The organism is Flaviflexus sp. (assembly GCF_041440645.1).
Lineage (GTDB): Bacteria > Actinomycetota > Actinomycetes > Actinomycetales > Actinomycetaceae > Flaviflexus.
The window spans coordinates 51768-74829 of record NZ_JASDVN010000033.1 but is presented as its reverse complement, the minus strand read 5'-3'; the positions used below and the strand labels follow the sequence as shown (position 1 = coordinate 74829).

Below are 23062 nucleotides of genomic sequence, written 5' to 3'. Positions count from 1 at the left end.
GGTCGCGCGTTTTGCACCCTTGCCACTTTTGGCACCATCATCTTCGTCATCTCAGTTCTTGCCACCTATCTCGCAATCTTTGCCAATGAACGAACGTCAACAACGAAACTTGATGGGAAGCCGCCCGCGGAACCTATTTCTTTTCTCCGCGCGGTTGACCCACTGGAGTCGATAGTTTTTGATGCAACAGGTTCCACAAGCGGAACTCCTTCACCTGGGATCGGCCTCCTGTTCTGGGAAATGGTTGATGATCCCCGGTTATCGATTGTCACTAGTATCTCCGACCTGGCAACCTCGCGAGCTACCGCTTTTGCCGACTGGGAAGCCTACCTCCTTGTTGGCGCAGATCTGGATCTTCTCACCGGCCTTGATCCCACAGCCATTCACTACTGGCCCTCACCCGCCGTCTCCACCCAGGCAACCGGGCAAACAATGATCGGCGGTATTCGCCTTGAGGTTCACGACGGCCCTCGTGCTCTGGAGTACATTTCCGGGTATGGGCTGAACCGTTCGACGGGTGGGAACTCGATCTACGCGATGACTCCCGACGTGTTCGATGAGGTCCTCGATGCCCAGTTACTCCCTTCGGGAGTCCTTTCCGAAGGCTTCACATGTTTGTGCAGCACCGCCGAGCTGGGCCAGTTAACCGATCGCATGACCGAGCTGGAAATGATTGCGGGGACCGGCAGGTACTTTTATGCTGCCGACTATGCCACGGCTCTCGGCCCAATCGCCCTATCTGCCACCGCGGATGGCGTGTGGGTTATGGTCTTGGGTGCCTCGCTACTCTTCATTCTTACGGGAGCTGTCGTGACAATCGGTGAGCATCTGTGGGATCGAAACCTCCCGGCCTACAGGGCAGACCGGCTCTGCGGAGCGCGCGAGATCCAGCTACACGCCCGGGTCCATGCCCTCATCCTGCTCGCTTTCACTCTCCCAGCTTTGAGCGGATATCTGCTCGTCGATCTTGGGGTCGGTTCATCTGGCTTCCCACCATCCTTCGCCCCCTCCACTACGCGGGCGGTTATCGGCATCATTCTTGCCTCCCATGTTCTCTCCACCCTGCCGTCCACCATCCGCATCCACCACATGTGTAACTACTCGCGAGGAAAACTATGACCGTTCTAGAAGCTAGGGAAATTTCGAAGTCATTTCCCGACGGGAAGGGAACTCGCCAGGTCCTCTCCACGATCGACCTGTCCGTCGAGTCCTCGCAGATCATTGGGGTCGTAGGCGCGTCCGGGAGCGGAAAGTCCACCCTCTTGAAGGTCGTTGGCGGGCTCCTCAAACCCGATGAAGGGACGATCACAATCGCGGGAGAGGAGCTCAACTACGAGAACAGCCGGACAGTATCGGATTTGAGGCGCCGGCACATCGGCTGGGTAACCCAAGAGCTTGACCTCATCCCTACAGATTCAATCAGTGCGAATGTTGCTCTCCCTCTCCTTTTTGAGAAACCACGCCCGGGACGTGATAAGCGCGAGTCTCTTGTCAAGGATGCCCTTCACCGCGCAAGTTTCTCTGCCAACGTGGATAGAAAGATCAACAAGCTCTCTTCTGGCGAGCGTCAACGCGTCGCCATAGCCCGAGCACTGGTGAACAAACCTCGACTTCTCGTAACTGACGAACCAACGTCGGCACTTGATGAGGGAAATTCTGCAAGGATCATCGAAACTTTCAAAGAGATCGCCACCTCGGGAACATCTGTCATTGTGGCTACGCATGATCCGCTTGTCATGAAGGCATGCGATCGCATCTACCGGTTCAACGGACCGCACCTTAACGAAGGACCATAACAGCGACCTTCCACAATCCAGGACAAAAGTACGGAGTCCGAACCAATCTGTCCGCTGTTGGTAACGAGGCACTGTTGAACCAGCTTGTGTCTCAGCCGGTCGCCATGTCCTCGTCAAGGAGCTCAATCCGTTCAAGAATTTGAGGGAGCACTTCGGCTAAATCTCGCGCGTAATTTCTGCCACGTCTGAGGATGGGCCGTAAACCGGCCCACTCATTTAGCCTCATACTCCCCTTTGTCTTGCAAAGATCGGAACGGCGGCCATGCACCAGGTTTGAAATCAAGCAATAATGGGCAGAAGACGTCCTCACACGGAAGGTACACAATGCGTGGCATTATCTTGGCCGGCGGTTCCGGCACCCGACTACACCCCATCACCATGGGTGTTTCGAAGCAGCTGGTCCCGGTCTATGACAAGCCTATGATCTACTACCCGATGTCGACTCTCATGCTTGCCGGCATCCAGGACATCCTCATCATCACCACCCCGCACGATGCCGAGTCGTTCCACCGTCTCCTTGGGGATGGTTCCCAGCTTGGTGTCAACCTCTCCTACACCGTTCAGGAGGTCCCGAACGGCCTGGCTCAGGCCTTCGTTCTCGGTGCGGACTTTGTCGGCCAGGAATCTGCCGCCCTCGTCCTTGGCGACAACATCTTCTACGGACCCGGCATGGGCACGAAGCTGCGCCGCCACGTCGATCCCGACGGTGGTGCCGTGTTTGCGTACCACGTGCACGATCCCGAACGCTACGGCGTTGTCGAGTTCGATGAGAACTTCAAGGCCCTCTCGATCGAGGAGAAGCCCGCCAAGCCCAAGTCGAACTACGCTGTCCCCGGCCTCTACTTCTACGACAACGACGTTGTGGAGATCGCGAAGAACCTCCAGCCGTCCGCACGTGGCGAGTACGAGATCACCGACGTCAACGCACACTACCTGCGCGAAGGAAAGCTCTCGGTCGAGGTGCTCCCCCGCGGCGCTGCCTGGCTCGACACCGGCACCTTCGATTCCCTTGCTGATGCCACAAGCTTCGTCCGCACCGTTGAGGCCCGCCAGGGACTCAAGGTTGGCGCACCCGAAGAGGTTGCGTGGCGCATGGGCTTCCTCTCCGATGAGGAACTCGCAGAGCGCGCACAGCCGCTCGTGAAGTCCGGGTACGGCGAGTACCTGCTCTCCCTCATCGAGCACGGCAAGTAAGCCAGCAACCAGAATCTGAAAGGTAAAGCCCCACCGCAGGTGAACTGCGGTGGGGCTTTACCTTAACGAACGACTTTGTACTCGTTAGTACTTCACGTGCGGCTTAGTACTCAGCTAGAACCGATGCGGAGGCTTCGTTCCAGCGATCGAGCCAGTTACCGATGGGCTCCACTCCGTTGGCGACAAGCTGGTTGTGGCCAAGAACGGAAAAGGATGGGCGGGGCGCTGGGCGCTTGAATGCCGCGGCGGTGGTTTCCTTCACGATCTCCGGGTCCTTGCCCAGGGAGGCCATGATTGCCTTCGTGAAGGTGTGCCAGTTGGTGCGACCGGAGGACGTGCCATGGTAAGTCCCGGACGGCACCTCGGCGAGGACGAGGCGGAGGATCAGGTCAGCCAGGTCAGCAGTCCACGTGGGCTGACCGACCTCGTCGGTCACAACCGACAGGGTGTCGTGCTTGTCTGACAGCGCCGCCATGGTCTTCGGGAAGCAGGCGCCGTGTGCTCCGTACAGCCACGCGGTACGCACGATGATGTAGTCATCCGTGTTGGCACGGACTGCCCACTCACCTGCCGCCTTGGTCCTGCCGTAGGCACCAGCCGGGTTCATTGGACCGTTTTCTCCGTAAGGAGAGGAGTTGGAACCATCAAACACGTAGTCGGTGGAGATGTGGACGAGGCGGGCACCGATCTTCTTACACCTGCGTGCAAGATACTGCGGACCAACCGCGTTCACGAGGAATGCGTCTGCTTCGTTCTCCTCGGCCTTGTCCACTGCGGTGTAGGCAGCAACGTTGACGACAACATCGACCTTCTCAATCGTGTGCTCAACAGAGGCTTCATTTGTAATGTCGACTTCGAGTCGATCCACTGCCATGACCTCGTGGCCCTCTTCAACAAGTCGAGAAACCAGATCGGTACCAAGCATGCCCTTAGCGCCGACAACCATCCACCTCATCGGCGATCCTTTCGATAAACGAACATGGTGCAAGCCTAGCTTGCTCAGCCATCAAAACTCACCAGGTGCTAGTGTGGAATCAGACAATGAAACCGACATTGGGAGACTCGTGTGGAAATTCAGCCTTTGAAGATTAGCGGCGCATGGCGCATCGTTCCCCAGCAGTTTGCGGACAATCGGGGAACTTTTCTCGAGACCTTCCAGCAGCCCAAGTTCCAGGAAGCAACGGGTCGTTCCCTCGAGGTAGCTCAGGTCAACACCTCGATCTCTTCCGCTGGCACGATCCGCGGTATCCACTTCGCCGATGTTCCCCCGTCGCAGGCCAAGTACGTGTTCTGCCCGAAGGGCGCGATCCTCGACATTGTCATCGACATCCGTACCGGTTCCCCGACCTTCGGTCAGTGGGATTCGGTCCTCCTTGACGATGTGGATCGCAACGCGATCTTCATTTCCGAGGGGCTCGGTCACGCCTTCATGTCCCTCGAAGATGGCTCCGTCGCCACCTACCTCTGCTCGACCACCTACTCCCCCACACGGGAGCACGGAATCAACCCGCTTTGCAAGACCATTGGCATTGAGTGGCCGACGGAGGATCGCCACGGCAATCCCATCAGCCCGATCCTGTCCGACAAGGACCGTGAGGCCCCGGGTCTCAACGCGGCAGCCGAAGCTGGTCTCCTGCCCACGCTGGCCCTCGCCGAGGGCTTTGTGAATGGACAGAAGTAGTCCCAATCTCAACTCAACTTGAGCCCCAGTCCCGGGCTCAGCCTCGGACTTGGTCTCAGACACTTAGACACTTAGACACTTAGAGATTGTGATCCCTCGGAAGATATCTCTTCCGAGGGATCACTCGTATTCGGATGTGTATGTAGCTCACATAGATCGGATGAAAGCGAACCTTTGGAGAAGAACTAACGCTTCGGTCCCGGCGACAGATTGTTTCTGACCGACAGTCATACGCCGTCCCCAGACTCTTACTGGTTCGAGCTCACGTTCGTCGCTGGTTCCACTGGCACCTCCGCGCCGTCATGCGGCTCCACTGCCGGGGTCTCATCGGAGACGAGGCCCGACTCTTTGCTCGTCTTGCTTGCTGCCTTGGCTTTGCTGATGGCCTTGGCTCGCGTGCGCAGGCGGCGTTTCGTCCCGGGTTCGCTAGTTGCGCCTTCTTCGATGGTGGCTGTCGCGGGAAGCTCGAGGTTGGATTCCTCGACGGCGATGACGATGGCGAGCGCGAAGGCGGCGAGGATGAGCACGACGGTCAGCTCCATGAACAGTGTCATCGTGACTTCGCCGAAGCCCGCCACGAGCGTGTATCGGCTAAAGTCGATCCAGGGGTAGCCCGGGTAAGCACTGTTGAGCAAGAAGATGAATCCGTAGGAGCCAACGCCCATAGCCGCGCCCGTGAGGAGCATGAGGGACTTACCTCGAAGCTTCTGGAGGCCGAGAACGATTCCCGCCAATGCCGCCATCATCGGGAACAGGTAACGTCCCTGAACGCCCGCGATCGTGCCGTAGGTCGTGTAGGTCGACCAGGACTCCGCGAACAGCAGGAGGATGAGGCCGATGCCGGGGGCGAGGAGCGCCAGGAAGGTGCGCCGGTGCTCACCTGCACTCTTGATCGCCCAAATAACTCCACCGATGAAGGTGAGGGTGAGAACGAGCGTGAGGGGCCAAAAGAAGTCCGCCTCCAACCAGCCGAAGCTGGAGAAGAAAGATGTCGTGATGGACTTGATTGCCTGGGTGAGGAAGTGGAAGAAGTCGGCCGAAGACGAGTCCCAGTCCTCCGGCACGGTTCGCTGGAACCCTGATGGTTGAACGACGCCGTACCGGATGATGTTGTGGATCCACCACCATCCAACAGCCAGAGCCATGGCCCCCGAGACACCGATCGCGATGATCCGCTTCTTCCAGCTCTCATCCTTCTTCAGTGCGAAGACGAGGATAAGGGCGAGACCAAGGGTCAGGAGAAGCCCCTTGGTCCACAGCGCGAGACCGATCGAGCCACCCACGAACAGGATCGTCTTCCACGAGATCCTTTCTGTCCCAGCCTTGACCAGGGCCGCGACAGTCAAGGCACCGAGGCCGATCGCGAGGGTGTCGTTCGTGACCGCTCCCGTGATCGCGAAGTACTGGGGTACCGCGAAGGGCAAGAATCCCGCGGCGAGTGCCCACGTTCGTCTTGAGCCGAGCTTGCGGGCGGTGTAGACGAGGCTAGGAACAACGGGAATCGTGAGCAGGATGCCGTAGATCCGCAGCCCGAGAAGAAGGCGATCCCAGGGTTGCTCATCAAGATTGAACGTGTCAACGACGAAGGCGCCACCCGCGTAGTACGGGATGGGGTGCTGACTCATCTGGTCGATCTCGGTTGAGTCCGGATCGAGGCGCTGAACGGACCCGATCACGGAGCGGTCCTCGTGAGCGGTGACCTGCACGTTGCGGAACCGTGTCGGGAAGGGAGCCTGAGTGACTTCGGGGAGCCGATCGTTGGCGAGTCTCGTGCGGGACAGCCCAACGAAATCTACGGCGCGAGAGGTGATGATTCCGGCTTCCTTGCCAGCATCAATGATCGCGGAATCGACCTTCGCCTCACCCGGCGCCGGCCATCCGCCACCGCTTGCCACGCGCATGATCGAGTTCACGTGGTGCGGTTCGTCCGGTCCGCGGAAACCGGGCATAGAAACAGCCCAGATCATTTGGAAGAGGACAACGATCAGCGTGAGCGCACCCGTCGCTCCCACAAAGAACCGCTTTGTCATATCGCGCTTCCCCTCCCGTTCACCACTATCGGCCATATCTGCCAAGGCGTCCCCTCCAGCCATCGCCAAAGCCTCGTGCCACGTAGTGGAACCGAGACAGTCGATCGGGGTTCACTAGTAAATTAAACACAGCGAAACGAACAATCCAATACGCATAGCGGACGCGCCACTTGCTTGGGAGCAGATCGGTCTTGATGAGGGCGATGGTGTTGCGGATCAGGTAGTAGTTCCGGACCGGTCCGTGCACGTGAACGACCTGCTCTCGTCCCGGGATCTTCACGACGCTGTCGCCGAGCCTGTGCTCAAGGACGGTTGCGGGGATCGCGAGTAGCCGATAGCCGGCCCTCCTCGCCCTCATCCCCCACTCGAGATCCACGTGGTCGATAAACAGGGCGCTGTTCATCGACCCGACCTCTTCCAGAACCGAACGGGGAATCAGGCAACCCGAGGCAAGGAGGAAGGACACCTCGATCTCATCGAAATCGGGAAGGGTTGCCGGCCGTTTCGGCCCGTACTCGTGATCGGTGTAGACGAGGGTGTCGGTCCCTTCGACGGGAACGGGGCCGACCGCCCCGACACCAGGACTCTGGTGGCTGACAAGGGTGTCGATCATTCCCGCAGGAATGATTGAATCCTGATCGGAAAGCAGGACGGCGTCCGCACCATGAGCAAGCGCGTGCTCAATGCCGATGTTCTGCGCGGCAGCTATACCGATGTTCTCACCAACGGTCAGAAGAGTTGACCCCACGGGAAGGCTCTGCGAGAGCACGGGGTCCCCACCCGGGGTGTTGTCAACGACGATGACGTGGTCGCACTGGTCGGCAAGGGCTGCGAGAAGGGAGCCGATGGGACCCGGATTGTGGGTGACAACGACGGCCTGGATGTTCACGGCTACCTCTGCCAGGACTGGTCGCCCTGGTCGACCGCATCGCTCCCGTACACCTCGGTGGCACTGGGATCCTCATGGGACTCGGGAGCGGAAACCACCGCCACGGGCTCATACTCGATCTGGTCGGCAGCATCGGGCTGATTGGCCTTCTGAGCCCAGCCCAGCCCAACGAGAACGATAGCAATGTTGGTGATCACGTAAATCGTGAGCGCAATGGTGAGAACGGGAACGGACACACCGACGACAAATGCCATGCGGTCCATGTCTACCCAGACGGCACCCGGGTAGGAGCTGCGGATCATCCACAGGTAACCGAATGCTCCCACGCCAACGGCGTACAGGACGCTCAGGCGGTATCCCCACCTGCCGAAGTAGCGGAGGCCGAGAACAATACCCGCAAAGGCGACGATGGAGGGGTACAGGTACCGGCCCTGCACACCGGCCACGACCGAGGTGGACAGGTAGTTCGACCACCCCTGCAAGTACAGCAGGGCGACGAGGCCAACGAACGGCGAAAGCAGGATCAGGTAGGTCTTGCGGCCGCGTCCCGCCTTGATGATGCTCCACAGCACCGCGAGGATCATGACGACAAGGAGGACGAGAGTGATGATTTCGGGGAAGTTGCCTTCCAACCAACCGAAGGACGAGAAGAACGAGTTCGTGAACGTACGGAACGCGATCGTGAAGAAGTGTGAGAAGTCAGCGAACGCGGGATCCCAGTCCGCGGGAGGATCGCGGTGGTAACCGGCTGGCTGAATAACCCCGTACCTGATGATATTGAGGATCCACCACCAGCCGATTGCGAGTGCGCTGACGCCCGCAACCAGTGTCGCGAGGATCCGTTTCTTCCACGGCTCGTTCTTGGCAAGCATGAACACGAGAATGAGCGGGAGGCCAAGAGCCAGGAGGAGGCCCTTGCTCCACAGTGCGAAGCCGAGGGATACACCGACGAGGGCGACGGTCTTGGCGCTGATCCGCTCCGTGCCGGCCTTTGCTATCGCGGCCATGACGATCGCGCCCGCGCCGATCGCGAGAGTGTCGTTCGTGACGACACCGGAGGTGCCGAAGAGCTGGGGGATGGAGAGGGGGATGAAGCCTGCCAGCAACGCCCATCGCCTGCTCGCACCCAGCCTGCGTGCGGTGTAGATGAACGAGGGAACAACCGGGATGGTGAGAACAATTCCGTAGAGGCGGAGAACCTGCAGGAGGCGATCCCAGGGAGCCTCCTCCAAGTCGAATATCTTAACGACCACTGCGCCGCCCGCGTAGTAGAGCGGCGGGTGCTGGGTCATCTGATCAACCTCGAGAGCGCCCTCTGCCGCCACCTCGACCGGGTAGATCGAGGCTCGCCTATCGTGAGGAACGACTGGGGTATCGGCGAAGTACTGGTTGATGGGTGAGCCGTGCAGGAGGCGCGTGCGGTTGCGCGTCGTGAAGTCGTTAGCGCCCGGGGTGATGATGCCTGCCTCGCGTCCGGCCACGATCATCTTGGTATCCACGATGGCGTCGCCGGGTTCCGGCCAGCCATTGCCGCTCGCGACCCTCATGATCGAGTTGACGTGATGCGGCTCGTCCGGTCCCCTGAAAGCCGGCATCGACAGCGCCCACACCGACTGGAGAATAACGACGAGGAAGGTCAGCAGGACACTGGCTCTGACAAAGCTTTTTCGGGTCACGATTCACTCCTTGCATCGCGGCGCATCATGACCGAGGCACCAAGGCCGAGAACCACATCGGCGACAGTAAAGAGAATGCGGCTCAAAAGAACAACGACAACGATATCGCCGCCGGATACCAGCCCGGTCAGGGTGGCGCCAAGGACGACCTCGCGCACGCCAACACCGGCGGGAATGAAGAACACAAGGAAACCAACCACCCAGGCGAGGGCGTAACCGCCCAAGGTGAGGAAGTAGGTGTCGAGTCGGGCAGGGTTGCCGAGTCCCGTGAGAATCATCCACACCTGCAGGCCCGAGACGACCCAGCTGAGGGTGGAGAAGCCCGCGGCGATCGCAATGGCCTTGCCCGTGAAGGGGCGCTCAAGCTGGTCGCGCTTCAAGAGCTGAAGGCCCTTGTTGACCAGCTTGTTGAGAATCGGCGGGTAAAGAATGATGGCGAAGATCGGGAGAACGATCAGCACCCACCAGTAGTCTCCAGCAACACCGGATGGTCCGAACACGATGGCGACCGTGGCGAGCGCAAGGCCGGTGACAACGGACACCAGCATGGACATGAGGAGAACGGTGACGGAACGGCGGCGGGAGATGTCGTAGTCCGCTCCCATCTCCGCGGCTGCCACGAAGTTCCACACGCCACCGGGCAGGTACTTGGCAACCTGGGAAACGTAGAAGATGCGGCGTGCGGGAGCCTTTCCCACAGGTGCGCCAGCATCGTTCAGCAAGGTCCGCCACGCCAGCATCGTGAGAGTCACGAAGATGATGGACACGACAAGAGCGAGAACGACAATCCACCAGTCCAGTCGCGCAAGCGCAGCCGATACCTCGTCCCAGTTCGAGACAACAGCCCAAACGGCGGCCGCGAGCGCCGCCACCATGAAGAATGCCCGGAATGCGGGGGAACGTAATGCTGAGAGTACTGATTTCATGAAAGTCGATTCGAAAGTGGGCGGGTCACGGACTTGTGGGTGAACTCGCGGTCGGCGAGGGCTCCCGCGCGCTCCCTCATCTTTTCCCGCTTCGCCTCGTCAGAAGTGAGCTCACGGATTGCTGCCGCGAGTGCCTCCGCGTCCCCAACGGGAACGTAGGTTGCGGCATCCCCCAGCATTGCCTTCTGAGGTTCAGTGTCGGAGGTGATGGTGGCGAGGCCCGCCGCCATCGACTGATACACCTTGTTGGGAACAACCCGCTGCGCCTTCGTCGTGGTGCCGAAGATGCCAAGGCCAATGGTGTGATTGGCGACGAGCTCGGGCAGGTCGGTGGAGTCCACCCAGTCCAGCCACGTCACGTCAGCATCGCCAACGATCTTCCGGACCTCGTCGTAGTCCTGCCCGGTGCCGATCATCGTCACGCGGGGAAGGTCGCCCGAGTCCGCAAGGATCCGGAGCGCCTTCGCGATGACCGGGGTGCCCTGGAGCGGGGTGTAGAGGCCGTAAAAGACGACGCCGTGCTCGGGGGCCTTCCGCCTCGCCTCGAACCACTGGTCGGGTGCCCCAACGGGCACAACAACGCCCTTGTGTTGAAGTGACGCGGGAGCAAGCTTCGCGTGGGCGGGGGTGTCGTACACGACGATGTTTGCGGTCGTCAGGGCAAGCCTGTCGAGCGCCGACAGGACGACGTGCAGTCCCCTGCCGCTCGCGCCGCGATCCTCAGCGGTATTGGCCGCGTAGATCAGGTGATCGAGGATGATCGGGGTCCTCGGGAACAGGAGCCGCGCAAGGAGCACGTCGAAGTGCCCAAGGTAGCCGACAACGATTGCGTCGGGCTTGTTGGTTCCCCGGTACTTGGAGCTGCCAGCAACGAGTGTGCTCCAGTTCTTGACGAGGTTCTTGAAGAAGGCGAACGCCGCCGATGGCGAGGACAGTGCCGCGACGCGGGACTCCGTGCTGACCTTGAGCTTCGCATTGAGTTCGTTGACGTTGTGCCCCGCGTCCCGCAGGCCCTCAAGAAGGATGCCAATACGCGGGTGGACGGAGGCGTTGTATGTTCCAAATCCGAGAATCTTCATTTGCGCTCCTTCCATTCCCACATGTTTCGTATTCCATCGCCCAACGTGACTGTTGGTTCCCAATCCAAGAGTTCACGGGCCCTGGATATCTGCAACCAGGTTGACTGATTATCGTAGGGCCGGCCCGGTTGAATGTCGGGCCGATTATCGATGCCGGTCACTGCCGCAACCTCGGCGTAAAGTTCCCGCAGGGTCGTTGGGTAACCGGAACCCAGGTTGATGATCTGGCCGCGCACATCGGTCTCCAGTGCCAGGCGAATGCCTCGCACAGCATCCCCGATGTAGATGTAGTCTCGGGCGACCTCTGGATCCCCGTAGATCACGGGGCTGCCGCCCTCGGCAATGGCGTTCATCCAGTGTGCAAGCACACCCTGCCCGCCGACACCCAACTGACCGGGCCCGTACACGTTGGATAGGCGAAGGATCGTGGCATGTGGCTGAAGTTCCTTCAGCCTCTCCTCGATCCTGACCTTGAGCTCGCCGTACACGCTGACCGGCGCGAGCGGCGCCGACTCGTCGTGCGGTGAGGGGCTGTTTCCGTACACGGTACCGCCGGACGAGAGGACAATGAGTCGCTTCTCAGGCAGGTCCGCCAGCACACCCAGTGTCTCCGTGAACTCGGCTAGCTCGACATCCGCGTACTCGGGGTGCTTGGCGAGGGTCGCGGGAGTACTTGAGGATGCGGCCCAGACAAGAGCGTCAAGGTCTGCCACGACATCGGCCGCCTCGGGTGAGGTCAGCGGGTAGTCGCGTGTGAAGGGGACTACCTCGTGTCCAGCGAGCTCACTGCTGAGTGCGGAACCGATGAATCCGTGACCGCCAACTATTCCGACCTTCATTGTTCCGCCACCCTCTTCAGGAGACTGGCGTAGCGCCTGCCAACCGCGGGAACGGAACGTTCCTCGACGCGGCGCTTGCCCTCGGCGGACAACCTGCGTCGCAGCTCGGTGTCACCAGCCAGCCGCTCAATGGCGTTGCGTAGCTCATCGTCGTTCCCTGGTTGAACAAGGAGGCCGCTCTCGTTGTCGGTTACGACGGAGTCGATGCCGGAGAGGTTGGAGGCGATCGCGGGCAGGCCGGAGCCGAGTGCCTCGAGAAGCACAACGGGCAAGCCATCCTGGTCGCCTGAAACGGCGCGCACGGATGGCAGGACAATCATGTCGGCCTTTGAATACTGCTGACGCAGCTTCTCCTTGGAGAGAGCACCGACGAATTCGACTGGCATGCCCGCCGCCTGAGCCTTCAGCTCTTCACCGAGCGGACCGTCACCGACAACGGTCAGAGAGTAGTCGATGGTCGAGTCCTTGAGCGCGTCCAGGAGGTGGGTGAGGCCCTTCTTTTCGACTAGCCGGCCCACGAACAGGATGTCGACACGATCGGTTTCTCGCACCGTGTGGGGCACGATCTCGGAGAGGTCGGCTCCCATGGGCTCCACAGATACCCGATCCGGAGTGATCCCCAGTCCCTCCACCTGCCGCTTCATTTCCGCGTTCATGACCGTCGTGTGCTTCGCGTGCTTGAGCACCCTCTTGAGGATCGGCTTGATCGGGGTGTCAACGAGAGCGTAGAGGTCGCCGCCGAGGGTGGTGAGCAGGACGGGGACCTTGCGGGTCACCAGGTAGGCGGTAAAACCTTGCGGGATGATCCAGAAAACATGGAGGACATCCGGTTTAAAGGAGCGCAGGTGCGCACCGACGTGAATGAGTTCGGAGACCAGAAACGGAACGATCTGGAGCGCCCGAGTCCAGTTTCCGCGGATATTCTCAAGGATTGCCCCGTCGGCCAAATCCTCCCAGCGGCGCGGGAAGAACCGGAAGCGGTGCACCTCGACGCCCTTGTAGGAGCTGACAAGGTCCGCACCGGGAACAGCCGGCACGAGCACCCTGACATCCATGGTTTTCGCCAGTTCGACGGCGAGATCACCAACGAACTCGGGGGTTCCGTCCCCCGGGTGCGCTGGGAACGTGGATGCAAGAATTAGAACCCGTGGCCGGCGCTTCCTCATTGGTTTTCGGCCGTTTCCCGCTTCGGCATGCTGTTGGGTGTTTCGTCAACGGACTCCGGGGGCAGGAGCCTCGTGTCGTACTGAATCTCCTTGATGCGCTCCAGCTGGTCCTCCAAGAGAACCCTATTGGTACGCAAGAGGTCCGCGATCACGAGCAGAGCCAGGCTGAGGAGACCACCGACGAGCATGGCGGAACCAAGAATGAGGGACTGAATGTGGCCGGCGCCCTCTCCCTGCACCCAGAAGACAAAGAAACGGATGAACGGGATGAGTCCCGCGAAGAACATGATGGCACCCAGCCAGCCGAGGATGACGTAGGGCTTGAACATGAGGAACGAACGGACGATGGCGAGTCCGGACTTGAACATGTGCTGCCAGATGTTCTTGAAAAGGCGGGACTCGCGGGTCTTCGGGTTGGTCGTGACCGGGACGGATTCAATACGCAGGCGCTTGTTACCTGCCTGAATGATCGTCTCCATGCAGTACGAGAACTGGGTGACCACGTTGAGGCGGTACAGGGAGAACTTCGAGTAGGCGCGGAAGCCCGATGCCGCATCGGGAAGCTTCGTGCCGGCAGCGCGGTTCACGACCTTCGAACCGACGTTCTGCATGAGCTTCTTGAAAGCGGAGAAGTGAGCGATCTTCGAGGTTTGACGGTCGGCAATGACGATGTCTGCGCGGCCCGCAACAATCGGTGCCACCAGGTCCGGGATGCGCTCCTGAGGGTACTGGTTGTCACCGTCGGTGTTGACGACAATATCGGCACCGTGGGACAGCGCGTAGTCCACACCATCACGGAAGGACCGAGCAAGACCCATGTTGCGTGCGTGACGCACGAAGTGCTTCACTCCGTGTTCCTTCGCAACCTCGATCGTGCGGTCCGTCGAGCCATCATCAATAATGAGGATCTCAACCGAGTCAACACCCGGAATCTCTCTCGGAATCGACTGCAACACGAGCGGCAGAGTCTCTTCCTCATTCAGGCATGGAACCTGCACAAAAACTTTCATTGCTCTTCCTTCAATCTCCCTAACCTCTAGAGATTATAGAAACTAGGCCCGTATTCTGCGATAACTTCCCTCAGGTGTAAGCGAGTCGACACGCCTACCCTCACTGCTTGGAAGTCTACTGACAAGTAGCGATCTGGATAGTGATAGTGCTATTCCGGCTTGTCCTGAGCATCGCTTGCGCCATCAAAGGAGGCATCCGGTTCGTCGGAGGCTGGGTCAGTCGAATCTTGTCCGACCTGAGGCTCAGCTCTCTCGATTTGCTCCACCGGGACCTCCCCCGCGGACTCAATCCCCGAGTTCTCGAACTCGGGCTCATGAGCACCACGCGTCCGGTCATCGTGAGCGACAACCGGCTGATCATCGTTGGCAGTTCCTGGCTGATCATCAGTAGGCCTCACCGGGGCGACGCCACGCAGCTGATCGACGGTGCGAACATCATCAAGTGAGGACTCCTCGGCGTGCTCCACCTGATCACCCTCTTCGGCTTGATCGTCTTGTTCAACCTGGTCGCCCTGCTCCACCTGCTCGGCGGCGTCGGATACGTCGGACTCCTCGTGCGAGCCGTGCGCGATGCTGGGGTCCGATTCGATTCCCCCAGCGTGAGCATCGCCCTCGGCGTGGGATTCACTGCCCAAAGACACCGCGCCAGCACCAACGGGCACCGGAGCGTGTTGCTTGAGGAACTCATCAGATTCAGCATCCCGTTCGACGTGTCCGGGCTGATTGCCGGTGCGCTCGAGTGACTCGATGTCGCGATGGGTCGGGTACACGTGCGCGGGAGGCGTATCCCCGTGCTTGCAAGCACGTGCCAGGTAGCAACCAACGATCATGATGATGGCGAAAATGCCCAGGGTCGCGCCCACCCAGAGCTTGAGAGTTGCTCCGGTCGCGATCGACCAACGATCCCACGTGGTCCACGAGAACTTGAGGAGCTCGTCGTTGTCGCGGTAGACGGTCTGGAGCATCCACCACACACCGTAGGAGGCGATGAGGGGAACGGAGATGACGTACACGCATTCCGCGATCTGAGCGAACCTCGGTTCCAGCTGTCTCCGAAGGGAAACAAAGCACCACGCGACCAGGACCGCCAGAGCGGAGATTGCGGGGAAGATGTAGCGCCCCTGCATACCGGCCACCTGGCCCGTGTACACGTAGTTCAGCCACGACTGGCCAAGGATGATGGCGAACACGAGCACGGGGAACGGCAGGAGAGCGCTGAGTGCTGTGCGCCGGCCCTTCGCGGCAATGAAGCCGAGGATGGCCATGGCAACCGCACAGAGCGTCAGGGTTGGGATCATCCAGCTGGGGAGCGGGATTTCCAGCCACCCGTACTTGCCCCAGAAGGACTCGACGAAGTCGGTCCATGCGATGGGAAGGAAGTCTCGTAGATCTGGGCTCTCTGTTCCCCAGTCCGCCTGCGCGATCTTCATGCCCGAAGGCTGCAGTGAGCCGTACACGATGAGGTTCCGGACCCACCAGAGCCCGCCAACGACAACGCCGAGCATGCCGGCGGAAACGCCGTAGAGCCACTTGCGTCCCGCGGGGATCGCGGCCCTCGCGAGAACAAACGAGAGTCCCACAACCAAGCCGAACACGAGGAACGTTGCCTTCGTCCACAGTCCAAGGCCAAGAAGCAGGCCCGAGATGACAACGTCTCGTTTGGTCGGATTGCCGAAGAGAACGCGCGCTGACTGCGCCAGCACGAGGGCACCAACAAGGATGTAGAGGGAGTCGTTGGTGATCGAGGAACCAACGTGTGCGAGCTGGGGAATGGCGAAGATTCCAAGTCCAGCGAAGAGCGAGAGTCGCCTGCCAAGGCCCGTCTTGCGCGCTGTGTAGACAGTCGCCGGCACCACCCACATGACCATCAGAGCGGAAAGAACACGAAGGGCGAGCAGCTGCCCATCCCACTGCCAGTGGTCGGCGCCCAAGACCTTGAGGTAACCGGCAGCAATCCCGTAGTAAACGGGAGGATGCTGGGTCATTTGGTCGATGCCACTCGTGTAGCCATCACCAAACTCGGGAACTGCTCGATCGTCCTCCGGCAGCGGATGGATCCACGGGAACTGGTCGCCGGTTCCTTGGATCAGGCCGTCGGGAACGGTGCTGAAGTAGCGCTGGTTGAAGCCCGTGGCTTCGGCACTGACGAGGCCGCCTTCCTTACCAACTGTCAGCACGCCTTCGTCGATCCGGGCAGTACCCGGGTCCGGCCATCCGCCACCGTTGACGAGGCGCATGATCGAGTTGTAATGCATGGGAGCGTCCGGTGACCGGAATGCTGGGGTAACGTACGCCCACGTGATGAGCAGAATCAGGTACGCGGCAGTCAGGACCGCCGTGGCACCGATAAACCGTTTCCTGGTCAAGACGACCTTCATACCCCGGCTCCCTTCTCGCAAGGTTCATCGTCACAGTAGCAGGAAGCGGCGATTACTCGCCGCTTCCTACCGCTTTCTTGCCTCGAATCGAGTGGCTCGCGCACTACCGTGCACGGGACTAGCCGAGCAGTTCGGGGCGCTTCCAGTCCTGGCCCAGCACATTTTCCGCGAGGAACGCCATGACCGTCTCGTACCAGACGAGCGAGTTCGAGGGCTTAAGGATCCAGTGGTTCTCATCCGGGTAGTAGAGGAACTTGTGCCCATCGACCTTCGAGTCTCTCAAGAGCGCGTGCCACAGGGACTGGGACTGAGACACGGGAACGCGGTAGTCGCGATCGCCGTGGATGACGAGCATCGGGACCTCGATGTCGCTTGCCGACAGGTGCGGCGAGTAGGTGCCGGCCTGGGTCGGTGCCATCCACTCGTGCCACTCACCGTTGTCGGTGGTGCGACCCATGAAGTCGATGTTCCACAGGGAGGCGTGGGAGACGATGCAGGAGAAGCGGTTACCCGTGTGTCCAGCCATCCAGTTCGCCATGTACCCGCCATACGATCCACCGAGCAGGGCCGTGTTCTCTCCCGTGATGTCGTCGCGCGCCTCGGTCGCGTCGATGAGGGCAAGGAGGTCCGTGTACGGGGTGCCACCAAGCTGGTCATTGCCGCGGTCGATCATGTGCTGGCCATAACCGGTGGAGATCGCGGGGTCCGGGAGGAGCACCGCGTAGCCCTTGGCCACGAACGGACCCGGGTTCCACCGCCATGTCCAGCCGTTCCACGAGCCCCAGGGGCCGCCATGCACGAACACAGCCAGCGGAGCGGGCTTGCCACCCTCGGGAAGCACGAGCCAAGCGCGCAGGTCCGTGCCGTCCTCGGCGGTGGTCGCCACCTCGGTGAGCTTCCCCATCGACGTGATCGGAGGCGTGAGTCGAGACAATTCGGTGACGGCGCCCGTGCTGGGATCGACGCGGACCAGGGTTGCCGGATCGATGATCGAGTCGCGCAGGCACACGATCTGACCATTCACCTCACCAACGCTTGAGTAGTGGTAATCGTCGTCGGTCAGCAACGTGAACTCACCCGTTGCCACATCCACGCGATAGATGGATCCACGACCCAAGCGGTCAGCCGTGACAATAAGCGTGTTGTCATCGAGCCACAGGCCATCATTCGTCCAGTCATCGAACGAGTCGGTCAGCGGCCTGAGTGTGCCGGCCTCAAAGTCGTAGATCTCGTTCCAGTCCCGCAGTGGGTGTCCGTCACGGTTGCCGCTTGAGGCTCCGATGATGGCGTACTTGCCAGAGGGAGAGATGGGGCCGGCAGAGTACTCGACGAACGTTTCGCCTGCGTTGCCCGTGGCCGCGGGGTCCTGAGCGACAACCGTGGTCTCGCCATCGACAATCGAGTAGACCGTGCTGATCTGGGTGGTTCCGTTCAGGAGGGTCTCGATCGAGACAAGAATAATCGCACCATCATCCGACACCTCGACTCCCTGAAGCCTGCCCTCGGGAATATCAATGCGGCGAAGCGCGATCTCATCGTCGCCATCCAGGCTCGGAAGATCGGCCTCGTACAGCGCCGGGTACGTGGGGCCCAGGTCGTGGTCCCAGTACCGGACCGGGAAGGACTCGTGCAGGATCGCGGTCACTCCGCGTTCCTTCCGGTCTTTCGTGAGCTCGAGGTTCTTCTCCTCGTCGAAGCCTGCGAAGCTGTCGGCGGTGATGATGAGCTTGCCGCCCGCGGTCACGACCGAGTTCACGCCACCCGGCCTGCGCAGCACGACGCGCGCCTCTCCTCCCGGGGGCAGCATCCACAGCGCGTCGTTGACCTCTTCTTCGCTCGAGTCGTCATCGCGCTTCGAGGAGAAGTACAGCTCTCCCCTCTCGCCAATCGCTTCAAGGCTGTCGCCCTTCTTGGCCCGGGTGAGCGGCTTCGGTTCCTCCCCCAGCTCGACCAGGCGGGTCACGTACGTGTCCTTCTTCTTGGCCAGGGAGGCAACGGATGCGACGGTGCGGCCGTGGCGGGACTCCAGCCCGGTCACGCGCGGGATCGCAATGAAGTCCTCAAGTGATTCAAAAATGTTTCGTTCTTCCATCTGCTCTTGTCTCTATCTCTTCACTTGTCGCTTGTATTCGTTCGCTTCGTCGGTTGATGAAGTTCGCCAAATCTCTGGGGCATTCGCGACGTCACTCGAGTCATGTACCTTGCTCGAGTCGCTCCTGTCCGCGAGCCCCCAGAGCCCAACACCCACATAACTCAACTCGCCCAGGTAGCTACGGAACTCAGGTTCGCGTTGCAATCTGGGCGGGTTGATCATCAGGACGGCAGGTACTTGCGCAGGCGGGACGCCACCTTGGTAGCGAGTACCTTGGGTCCGCCGGTTCTCAGGTAATCGACAACCAGCTTGGCGTCCCTCTTCATGTCGAACCCGGGCTTGATGAATCCCAGCATGCCTTCCGGCAATGCCCCTTCCTCCAGGTACTTGAGGTCACCCGCGCGGGTCGGGTGCTTCGCAAACTCGAGAAGCGGGGCGAGAGCATTGGACCACTCGAACTTCTTCGAATATTCGGCAATGTTCGTGCGGCACACGTGAGCGAACTCGTCGTCGTAGAGGGCCTTCTCAAGAGCATCCGCGAGCGCATCCACGTCCTCGGGAGGAACGCCGATGCCGATGCCCTCCTCATCGAGCACGCTACCGAACGAGTCACCGGTCGTGGCAACGATCAGGAGGCCCGCCCACAGGTAGTCGAGGATTCTTGTGCGGAACGAGTACTGGGTTTCGATGTGCTCGAAGTGGGTGGACACACCAACGTTCGCGTCGAGCAGGTAGTTGTGGCGGTCGTCGTATTCGACCCAGTCGTGGTTGAAGAAGATGTGCTTATCGGTGAGCCCGAGCTTCTTCGACAGGTCCATGGTTTCCTGCGCCACCCTCATCTTCGGCACGCCCGGGTTCGGGTGCTTGACGCCGAGGAAGTAGAGCCGAACATCCGGATGAGTGTTCTTGAGCTTATCCACTGCCCTCACGAGGGTGATGGGGTCGAACCAGTTGTAGATGCCGCCGCCCCACAGGATGACCTTGTCGTCCATGCCGATACCCGGGACGGTGCCCCGGATGGCGTGGCGGTCCTGCACGGGACTTTCCTCACCAAGACCGAAGGGCACGGTGTCGATGAGGTCCTCGGGGGTGCGATCCAGGCCGAGTACGTTTGTGTTGATGCGGCCCATGGAAGCGAGCTGGCCGATCCAGAAGGACCGTTGCTTCTCCGAGGCGCACAGGAACTTGTCGGCGCGTGCGATCTGACGGTTGAGGACGTCCGTGACTCCCTCGATGGACTCGGTTCTGCCCTTCGGACCCTGGTCGCGTGCCTGCTCGAGCTGCTCGAGGTGCATGGGGTCGTAGATGTCGGCCACGATGATCTTCTTCGAGTCGCGCAACCAGGGGGCGGCCTCGAGGAGGAACCCCTGGAAAATGATGACATCCGCCCAATCGGTCACTGCCTTGAGGGTATTTTCATCCCCGTTAAACAGTTCGAAGGGCTGGGGGCCGACCTGGCCGACTCCTGCCGTCGAGCACAGGCGCACGGCGTGCGAGACAGACAGCCTTTTCGCCATCTCCCAGGCGCGGATGGCGGGGCCCGCCATCTTGGCCGCGATCGGTTCGCCAGTCACGATGAGGATCTTCGATTGGAGGCTGAAGACATCCTTCAGATGGAAGTGCTCCACCAGTTCGTCGTGGGTCTCCAGGTACTGCGGGAGCGGGTATGCGGGCTCGAGAGCGTTCCGCATAAGGGGGAGGATCTCATCATCGCCGCGCTTGCGGGATGCCTGGATCTCCTTCCGCGACTCCGCGAAGGACGGGAGAAGATCGGCGAACCACGAGATGGCGTGGGGTGCGGTTGCCGCGATCTTGCGGATTTCACCTCCGTCGTACGCCTTAAGGGCATCGACTCCCTCTGCTTCGGCCCTTGAGGCGGAGCGTTCCACGGCAAGGGCCAGTGCGGGAGCGAACACGGAGCGGAGCATGTCGGGACCGAAGTTCTTGTACATGCAGGCGAGGGCGTTACGTTCCAGCAGATACGTTTCGCGGTAGTTGCCGAACTTGTTCATCGTCACGTGGTGACGGTGGAAGGCGAGGGAGGTGGGGACGTAGCGGACGTTGTATCCGGCGAGGTTGATTCGCCACCCCAGGTCCACGTCCTCGTAGAACATGAAGTAGCGTTCGTCGAAGCCACCGAGTTCCTCGTACAGCCACCTGTGCACGAAGGTCGCCGCCCCGGTGGGGAACAGGACGTTCTTTGGGGTGTCGTACTGACCGTCGTCGACCTGGGTGGCTTCCCTCTTGTAGCCCATGCCGAACCACGTGAGTGCGCCATCAACGTAGTCGATGGTCTCGCCCTCCCAGTCCAGCACCTTGGACGCGACGCAACCGATCGTGGAGTCTGCTTCCATGGCCTCGACTGCTGCCCGGATCCAGTTCTCGTCCGGGCGGGCATCGTTGTTGAGGAAGGCGACGATGTCGCCGGTCGAGTGCGTGACACCGAAGTTACATCCGCCGGCGAAGCCAAGGTTCGCTCCCGAGTCGATGACCTTCTCATTCGGCAATGCCGTCTGGAGGCGCTCGAGGCTGTCGTCACCGGAATCGTTTTCGACGATGACGATCTCGAGGTCCTCCTGGGGCCAGTTGGACTTGCGAAGGTATTCGACTGCCGCGATGGTGTCGTCCGCACCACGGAAGTTGACGAGAATGACAGATACTGTGGTCATTTCTTGATTCCCTTCACGGTCTCGGCGACCTTGCGTCCCGAGTTCTTGAGCGTGTCCACGAAACCTGATTTCTCCTTGGCAAAGACAGCGTGCGGGGTGGACTCGTATTCGACCGTGGTTTCCACGAGATCGAGGGCGCGAACGGGCCTCAAGATGACTCCAGCGGCCTCGTCCGCTCCGTTTTCCACGGCAACGATCGTCGAATAGGAGGTATCGGCGTCGTATGCGTACGCGTTGAGCCGCTTGAGCCCGGAGATGAACCCGAGAACGAAGTCGCGCCCCTCGGAATCGGCCGTGATGATCCGGTCGGCACGCAGGAAGGTCTCGCCAAAGACCTGGGCGGAGTGGCCACGGAAGTCGTCCGTGCTCCCAACCCAGTCGGACACGAGCCGGGAGGTCAGGTCCGTCGTTGTCAGGTCGGAGACCACAACGGCGCCGCTCACCTGCGCCCACGGGACGGTTCTGATGCTGGTGGCAATGAGAATGACAACCGGGTCGTACTCGAGGTCATCAATCGTGAGATCGGTCTTCTTCCATCCCCCGTTCCACTCCGACACGGTCCTCGTGTCGGGAGCCCACAGCACCGTGTTCGGTGCTACCTGGGCGATGGTAGTGGCGCGAGCAGTCGCTGCCTCGTCCGCCTCGTCCGCCACGAGCACTGCGGCGTGACGGGCGGGAGAGAGGTCGGCAAAGCTCTCCTCGAGGATCTGCCTCTGCTCAGCAGGAATGTTCGTTGACGCCCACACCTCGTCGACAAAGTCATCAAGGTACGGGAGCGCTCCTGATGGAATCCTTCGCGCGACACGGTTGATGTAGTGAGCATCCTTGGATGCTTCCAAGCGGAGAGACCAGTCGCGGACGGTGCGAGCACCCGACAGCTCGTTCGGGTCCACACTCATGGTCAACACGTCGTCACCACCAGGGGAACGCTGCAGGTCAAGGATCTTCGTGTTTGCGTCCCTCAGCCCGTGAGCAACAATTCCGGTGAAGAGAGGAGCGAAGCGTGCCGCCAGCGATCTCGGGCTCAGGTTCTTCGTCATGACGTCGAGGTAGATGCCGATCTCCGGTTCAACGGCCCTGCGCACGGCCGGGGAGCCGATGCGGACGGAGCGGATGGCGCGGCCGGTCAGACGGAACTGCATGTCCAGTCCCATGCCCTTCGCCGAGTAGGTGGGATCGAAACCGCCCGCGTAGTGGGTCTGCATCGAGTCGAACGCGTACACGGCGCCGAGGGAGGCAAGGACCTCGGTCGTTTCAACACCCTCAACAAAGACCGCCGAGTTGCCGCCAGCCACGGCCGACTCTGCCTGATGGAGGAGTTCACGGACCCGTGCCGGGTCCACTGCACCCACGTCGGCAACGACAATGACGGGACCTCCCGGCTTGGGGTCGAGGTCAAGGGGCGCGGGATGGCCAGCGCGGCGAATGGTTGAGTCCCCGAGGGCTGTTACCCACTCGTCGGGTAGCTCAACATCCCGATCGACGATGACATGCATATCGTGTCCTTACCGTGAGTTCGTACGCCAAGCCATACTATCCCCTTTCCGTGTCGCCGAATGGGGTGTGGGCTGAACTTGCGACTACGATGTGTGTAGTTTGCGGATGTATTCTGAGCATTTCGCGAAGGGAACGGAGAT

At 60.8% G+C, this 23062-nt stretch carries 17 protein-coding genes; 4 read left to right on the top strand and 13 right to left on the bottom strand.

Annotated elements, in window-relative coordinates; genetic code table 11:
* The first annotated feature begins 240 nt into the window (after positions 1–240).
* The 3 genes from QMB98_RS04890 (at position 241) to rfbA (ending at position 2990) form a co-directional block, all read left to right on the top strand.
* Positions 241–1119, top strand: a complete 879-nt coding sequence (locus QMB98_RS04890) for a hypothetical protein (protein WP_371684557.1) — start codon at positions 241–243, stop codon at positions 1117–1119.
* Positions 1116–1796 carry an ABC transporter ATP-binding protein gene (locus QMB98_RS04885; RefSeq protein ID WP_371684556.1) on the top strand — a complete coding sequence of 227 codons (681 nt, stop codon included), beginning with the start codon at positions 1116–1118 and terminating at the stop codon, positions 1794–1796. The genes QMB98_RS04890 and QMB98_RS04885 overlap by 4 nt, the downstream gene beginning before the upstream one ends.
* A 324-nt stretch (positions 1797–2120) precedes the next feature.
* Positions 2121–2990 carry a glucose-1-phosphate thymidylyltransferase RfbA gene (gene rfbA, locus QMB98_RS04880; RefSeq protein WP_371684555.1) on the top strand — a complete coding sequence of 290 codons (870 nt, stop codon included), beginning with the start codon at positions 2121–2123 and terminating at the stop codon, positions 2988–2990.
* Positions 2991–3093: 103 nt separating this feature from the next.
* Here rfbA and rfbD read toward each other — a convergent pair whose 3' ends face one another.
* The gene (gene rfbD, locus QMB98_RS04875; protein ID WP_371684554.1) at positions 3094–3936 is read right to left on the bottom strand and encodes a dTDP-4-dehydrorhamnose reductase; all 843 of its coding nucleotides are present in this window, start codon (positions 3934–3936) and stop codon (positions 3094–3096) included.
* Positions 3937–4056: 120 nt separating this feature from the next.
* Here rfbD and QMB98_RS04870 point away from each other — a divergent pair, with 120 nt between their 5' ends.
* Positions 4057–4671: a dTDP-4-dehydrorhamnose 3,5-epimerase family protein gene (locus QMB98_RS04870; protein ID WP_371684553.1), complete on the top strand. Its 615-nt coding sequence runs from the start codon at positions 4057–4059 to the stop codon at positions 4669–4671.
* Positions 4672–4919: 248 nt separating this feature from the next.
* Here the strand turns inward: QMB98_RS04870 and QMB98_RS04865 are convergent, their stop codons facing one another.
* The 12 genes from QMB98_RS04865 to QMB98_RS04810 all read right to left on the bottom strand — a co-directional run bounded on the left by QMB98_RS04865 (position 4920) and on the right by QMB98_RS04810 (position 22921).
* Complete coding sequence (locus QMB98_RS04865; RefSeq protein ID WP_371684552.1) at positions 4920–6701, bottom strand: DUF2142 domain-containing protein; 1782 nt, start codon at positions 6699–6701, stop codon at positions 4920–4922.
* Between the two features lie 25 nt (positions 6702–6726).
* Positions 6727–7590 carry a glycosyltransferase family 2 protein gene (locus QMB98_RS04860; protein ID WP_371684551.1) on the bottom strand — a complete coding sequence of 288 codons (864 nt, stop codon included), beginning with the start codon at positions 7588–7590 and terminating at the stop codon, positions 6727–6729.
* 2 nt (positions 7591–7592) lie between these two features.
* On the bottom strand, positions 7593–9266 hold the full coding sequence (locus QMB98_RS04855) for a DUF2142 domain-containing protein (RefSeq protein WP_371684550.1): 1674 nt from the start codon (positions 9264–9266) through the stop codon (positions 7593–7595).
* The gene (locus QMB98_RS04850) at positions 9263–10192 is read right to left on the bottom strand and encodes a YbhN family protein (RefSeq protein WP_371684549.1); all 930 of its coding nucleotides are present in this window, start codon (positions 10190–10192) and stop codon (positions 9263–9265) included. The genes QMB98_RS04855 and QMB98_RS04850 overlap by 4 nt, the downstream gene beginning before the upstream one ends.
* Positions 10189–11271 carry a glycosyltransferase gene (locus tag QMB98_RS04845; RefSeq protein WP_371684548.1) on the bottom strand — a complete coding sequence of 361 codons (1083 nt, stop codon included), beginning with the start codon at positions 11269–11271 and terminating at the stop codon, positions 10189–10191. The genes QMB98_RS04850 and QMB98_RS04845 overlap by 4 nt, the downstream gene beginning before the upstream one ends.
* A complete protein-coding gene (locus QMB98_RS04840; protein WP_371684547.1) occupies positions 11268–12110 on the bottom strand; it encodes an NAD-dependent epimerase/dehydratase family protein in 843 nt (280 codons plus the stop codon). The genes QMB98_RS04845 and QMB98_RS04840 overlap by 4 nt, the downstream gene beginning before the upstream one ends.
* Positions 12107–13276 (bottom strand): glycosyltransferase family 4 protein, encoded by a 1170-nt coding sequence (locus tag QMB98_RS04835; protein WP_371684546.1) that lies wholly within the window; start codon positions 13274–13276, stop codon positions 12107–12109. The genes QMB98_RS04840 and QMB98_RS04835 overlap by 4 nt, the downstream gene beginning before the upstream one ends.
* Positions 13273–14286 carry a glycosyltransferase family 2 protein gene (locus QMB98_RS04830; RefSeq protein WP_371684545.1) on the bottom strand — a complete coding sequence of 338 codons (1014 nt, stop codon included), beginning with the start codon at positions 14284–14286 and terminating at the stop codon, positions 13273–13275. Before QMB98_RS04830 ends, QMB98_RS04835 begins: the two co-directional genes overlap by 4 nt.
* A gap of 149 nt (positions 14287–14435) precedes the next feature.
* Entirely contained in the window at positions 14436–16664 is a 2229-nt protein-coding gene (locus QMB98_RS04825; protein ID WP_371684544.1) for a DUF2142 domain-containing protein, read from the bottom strand.
* Positions 16665–16782: 118 nt separating this feature from the next.
* Positions 16783–18756 (bottom strand): alpha/beta fold hydrolase, encoded by a 1974-nt coding sequence (locus QMB98_RS04820; protein WP_371684543.1) that lies wholly within the window; start codon positions 18754–18756, stop codon positions 16783–16785.
* A gap of 221 nt (positions 18757–18977) precedes the next feature.
* Positions 18978–21425: a glycosyltransferase gene (locus tag QMB98_RS04815; protein ID WP_371684542.1), complete on the bottom strand. Its 2448-nt coding sequence runs from the start codon at positions 21423–21425 to the stop codon at positions 18978–18980.
* Positions 21422–22921, bottom strand: coding sequence for a hypothetical protein (locus QMB98_RS04810; RefSeq protein ID WP_371684541.1), 1500 nt, complete (start codon positions 22919–22921; stop codon positions 21422–21424). Before QMB98_RS04810 ends, QMB98_RS04815 begins: the two co-directional genes overlap by 4 nt.
* Positions 22922–23062: the final 141 nt, after the last annotated feature.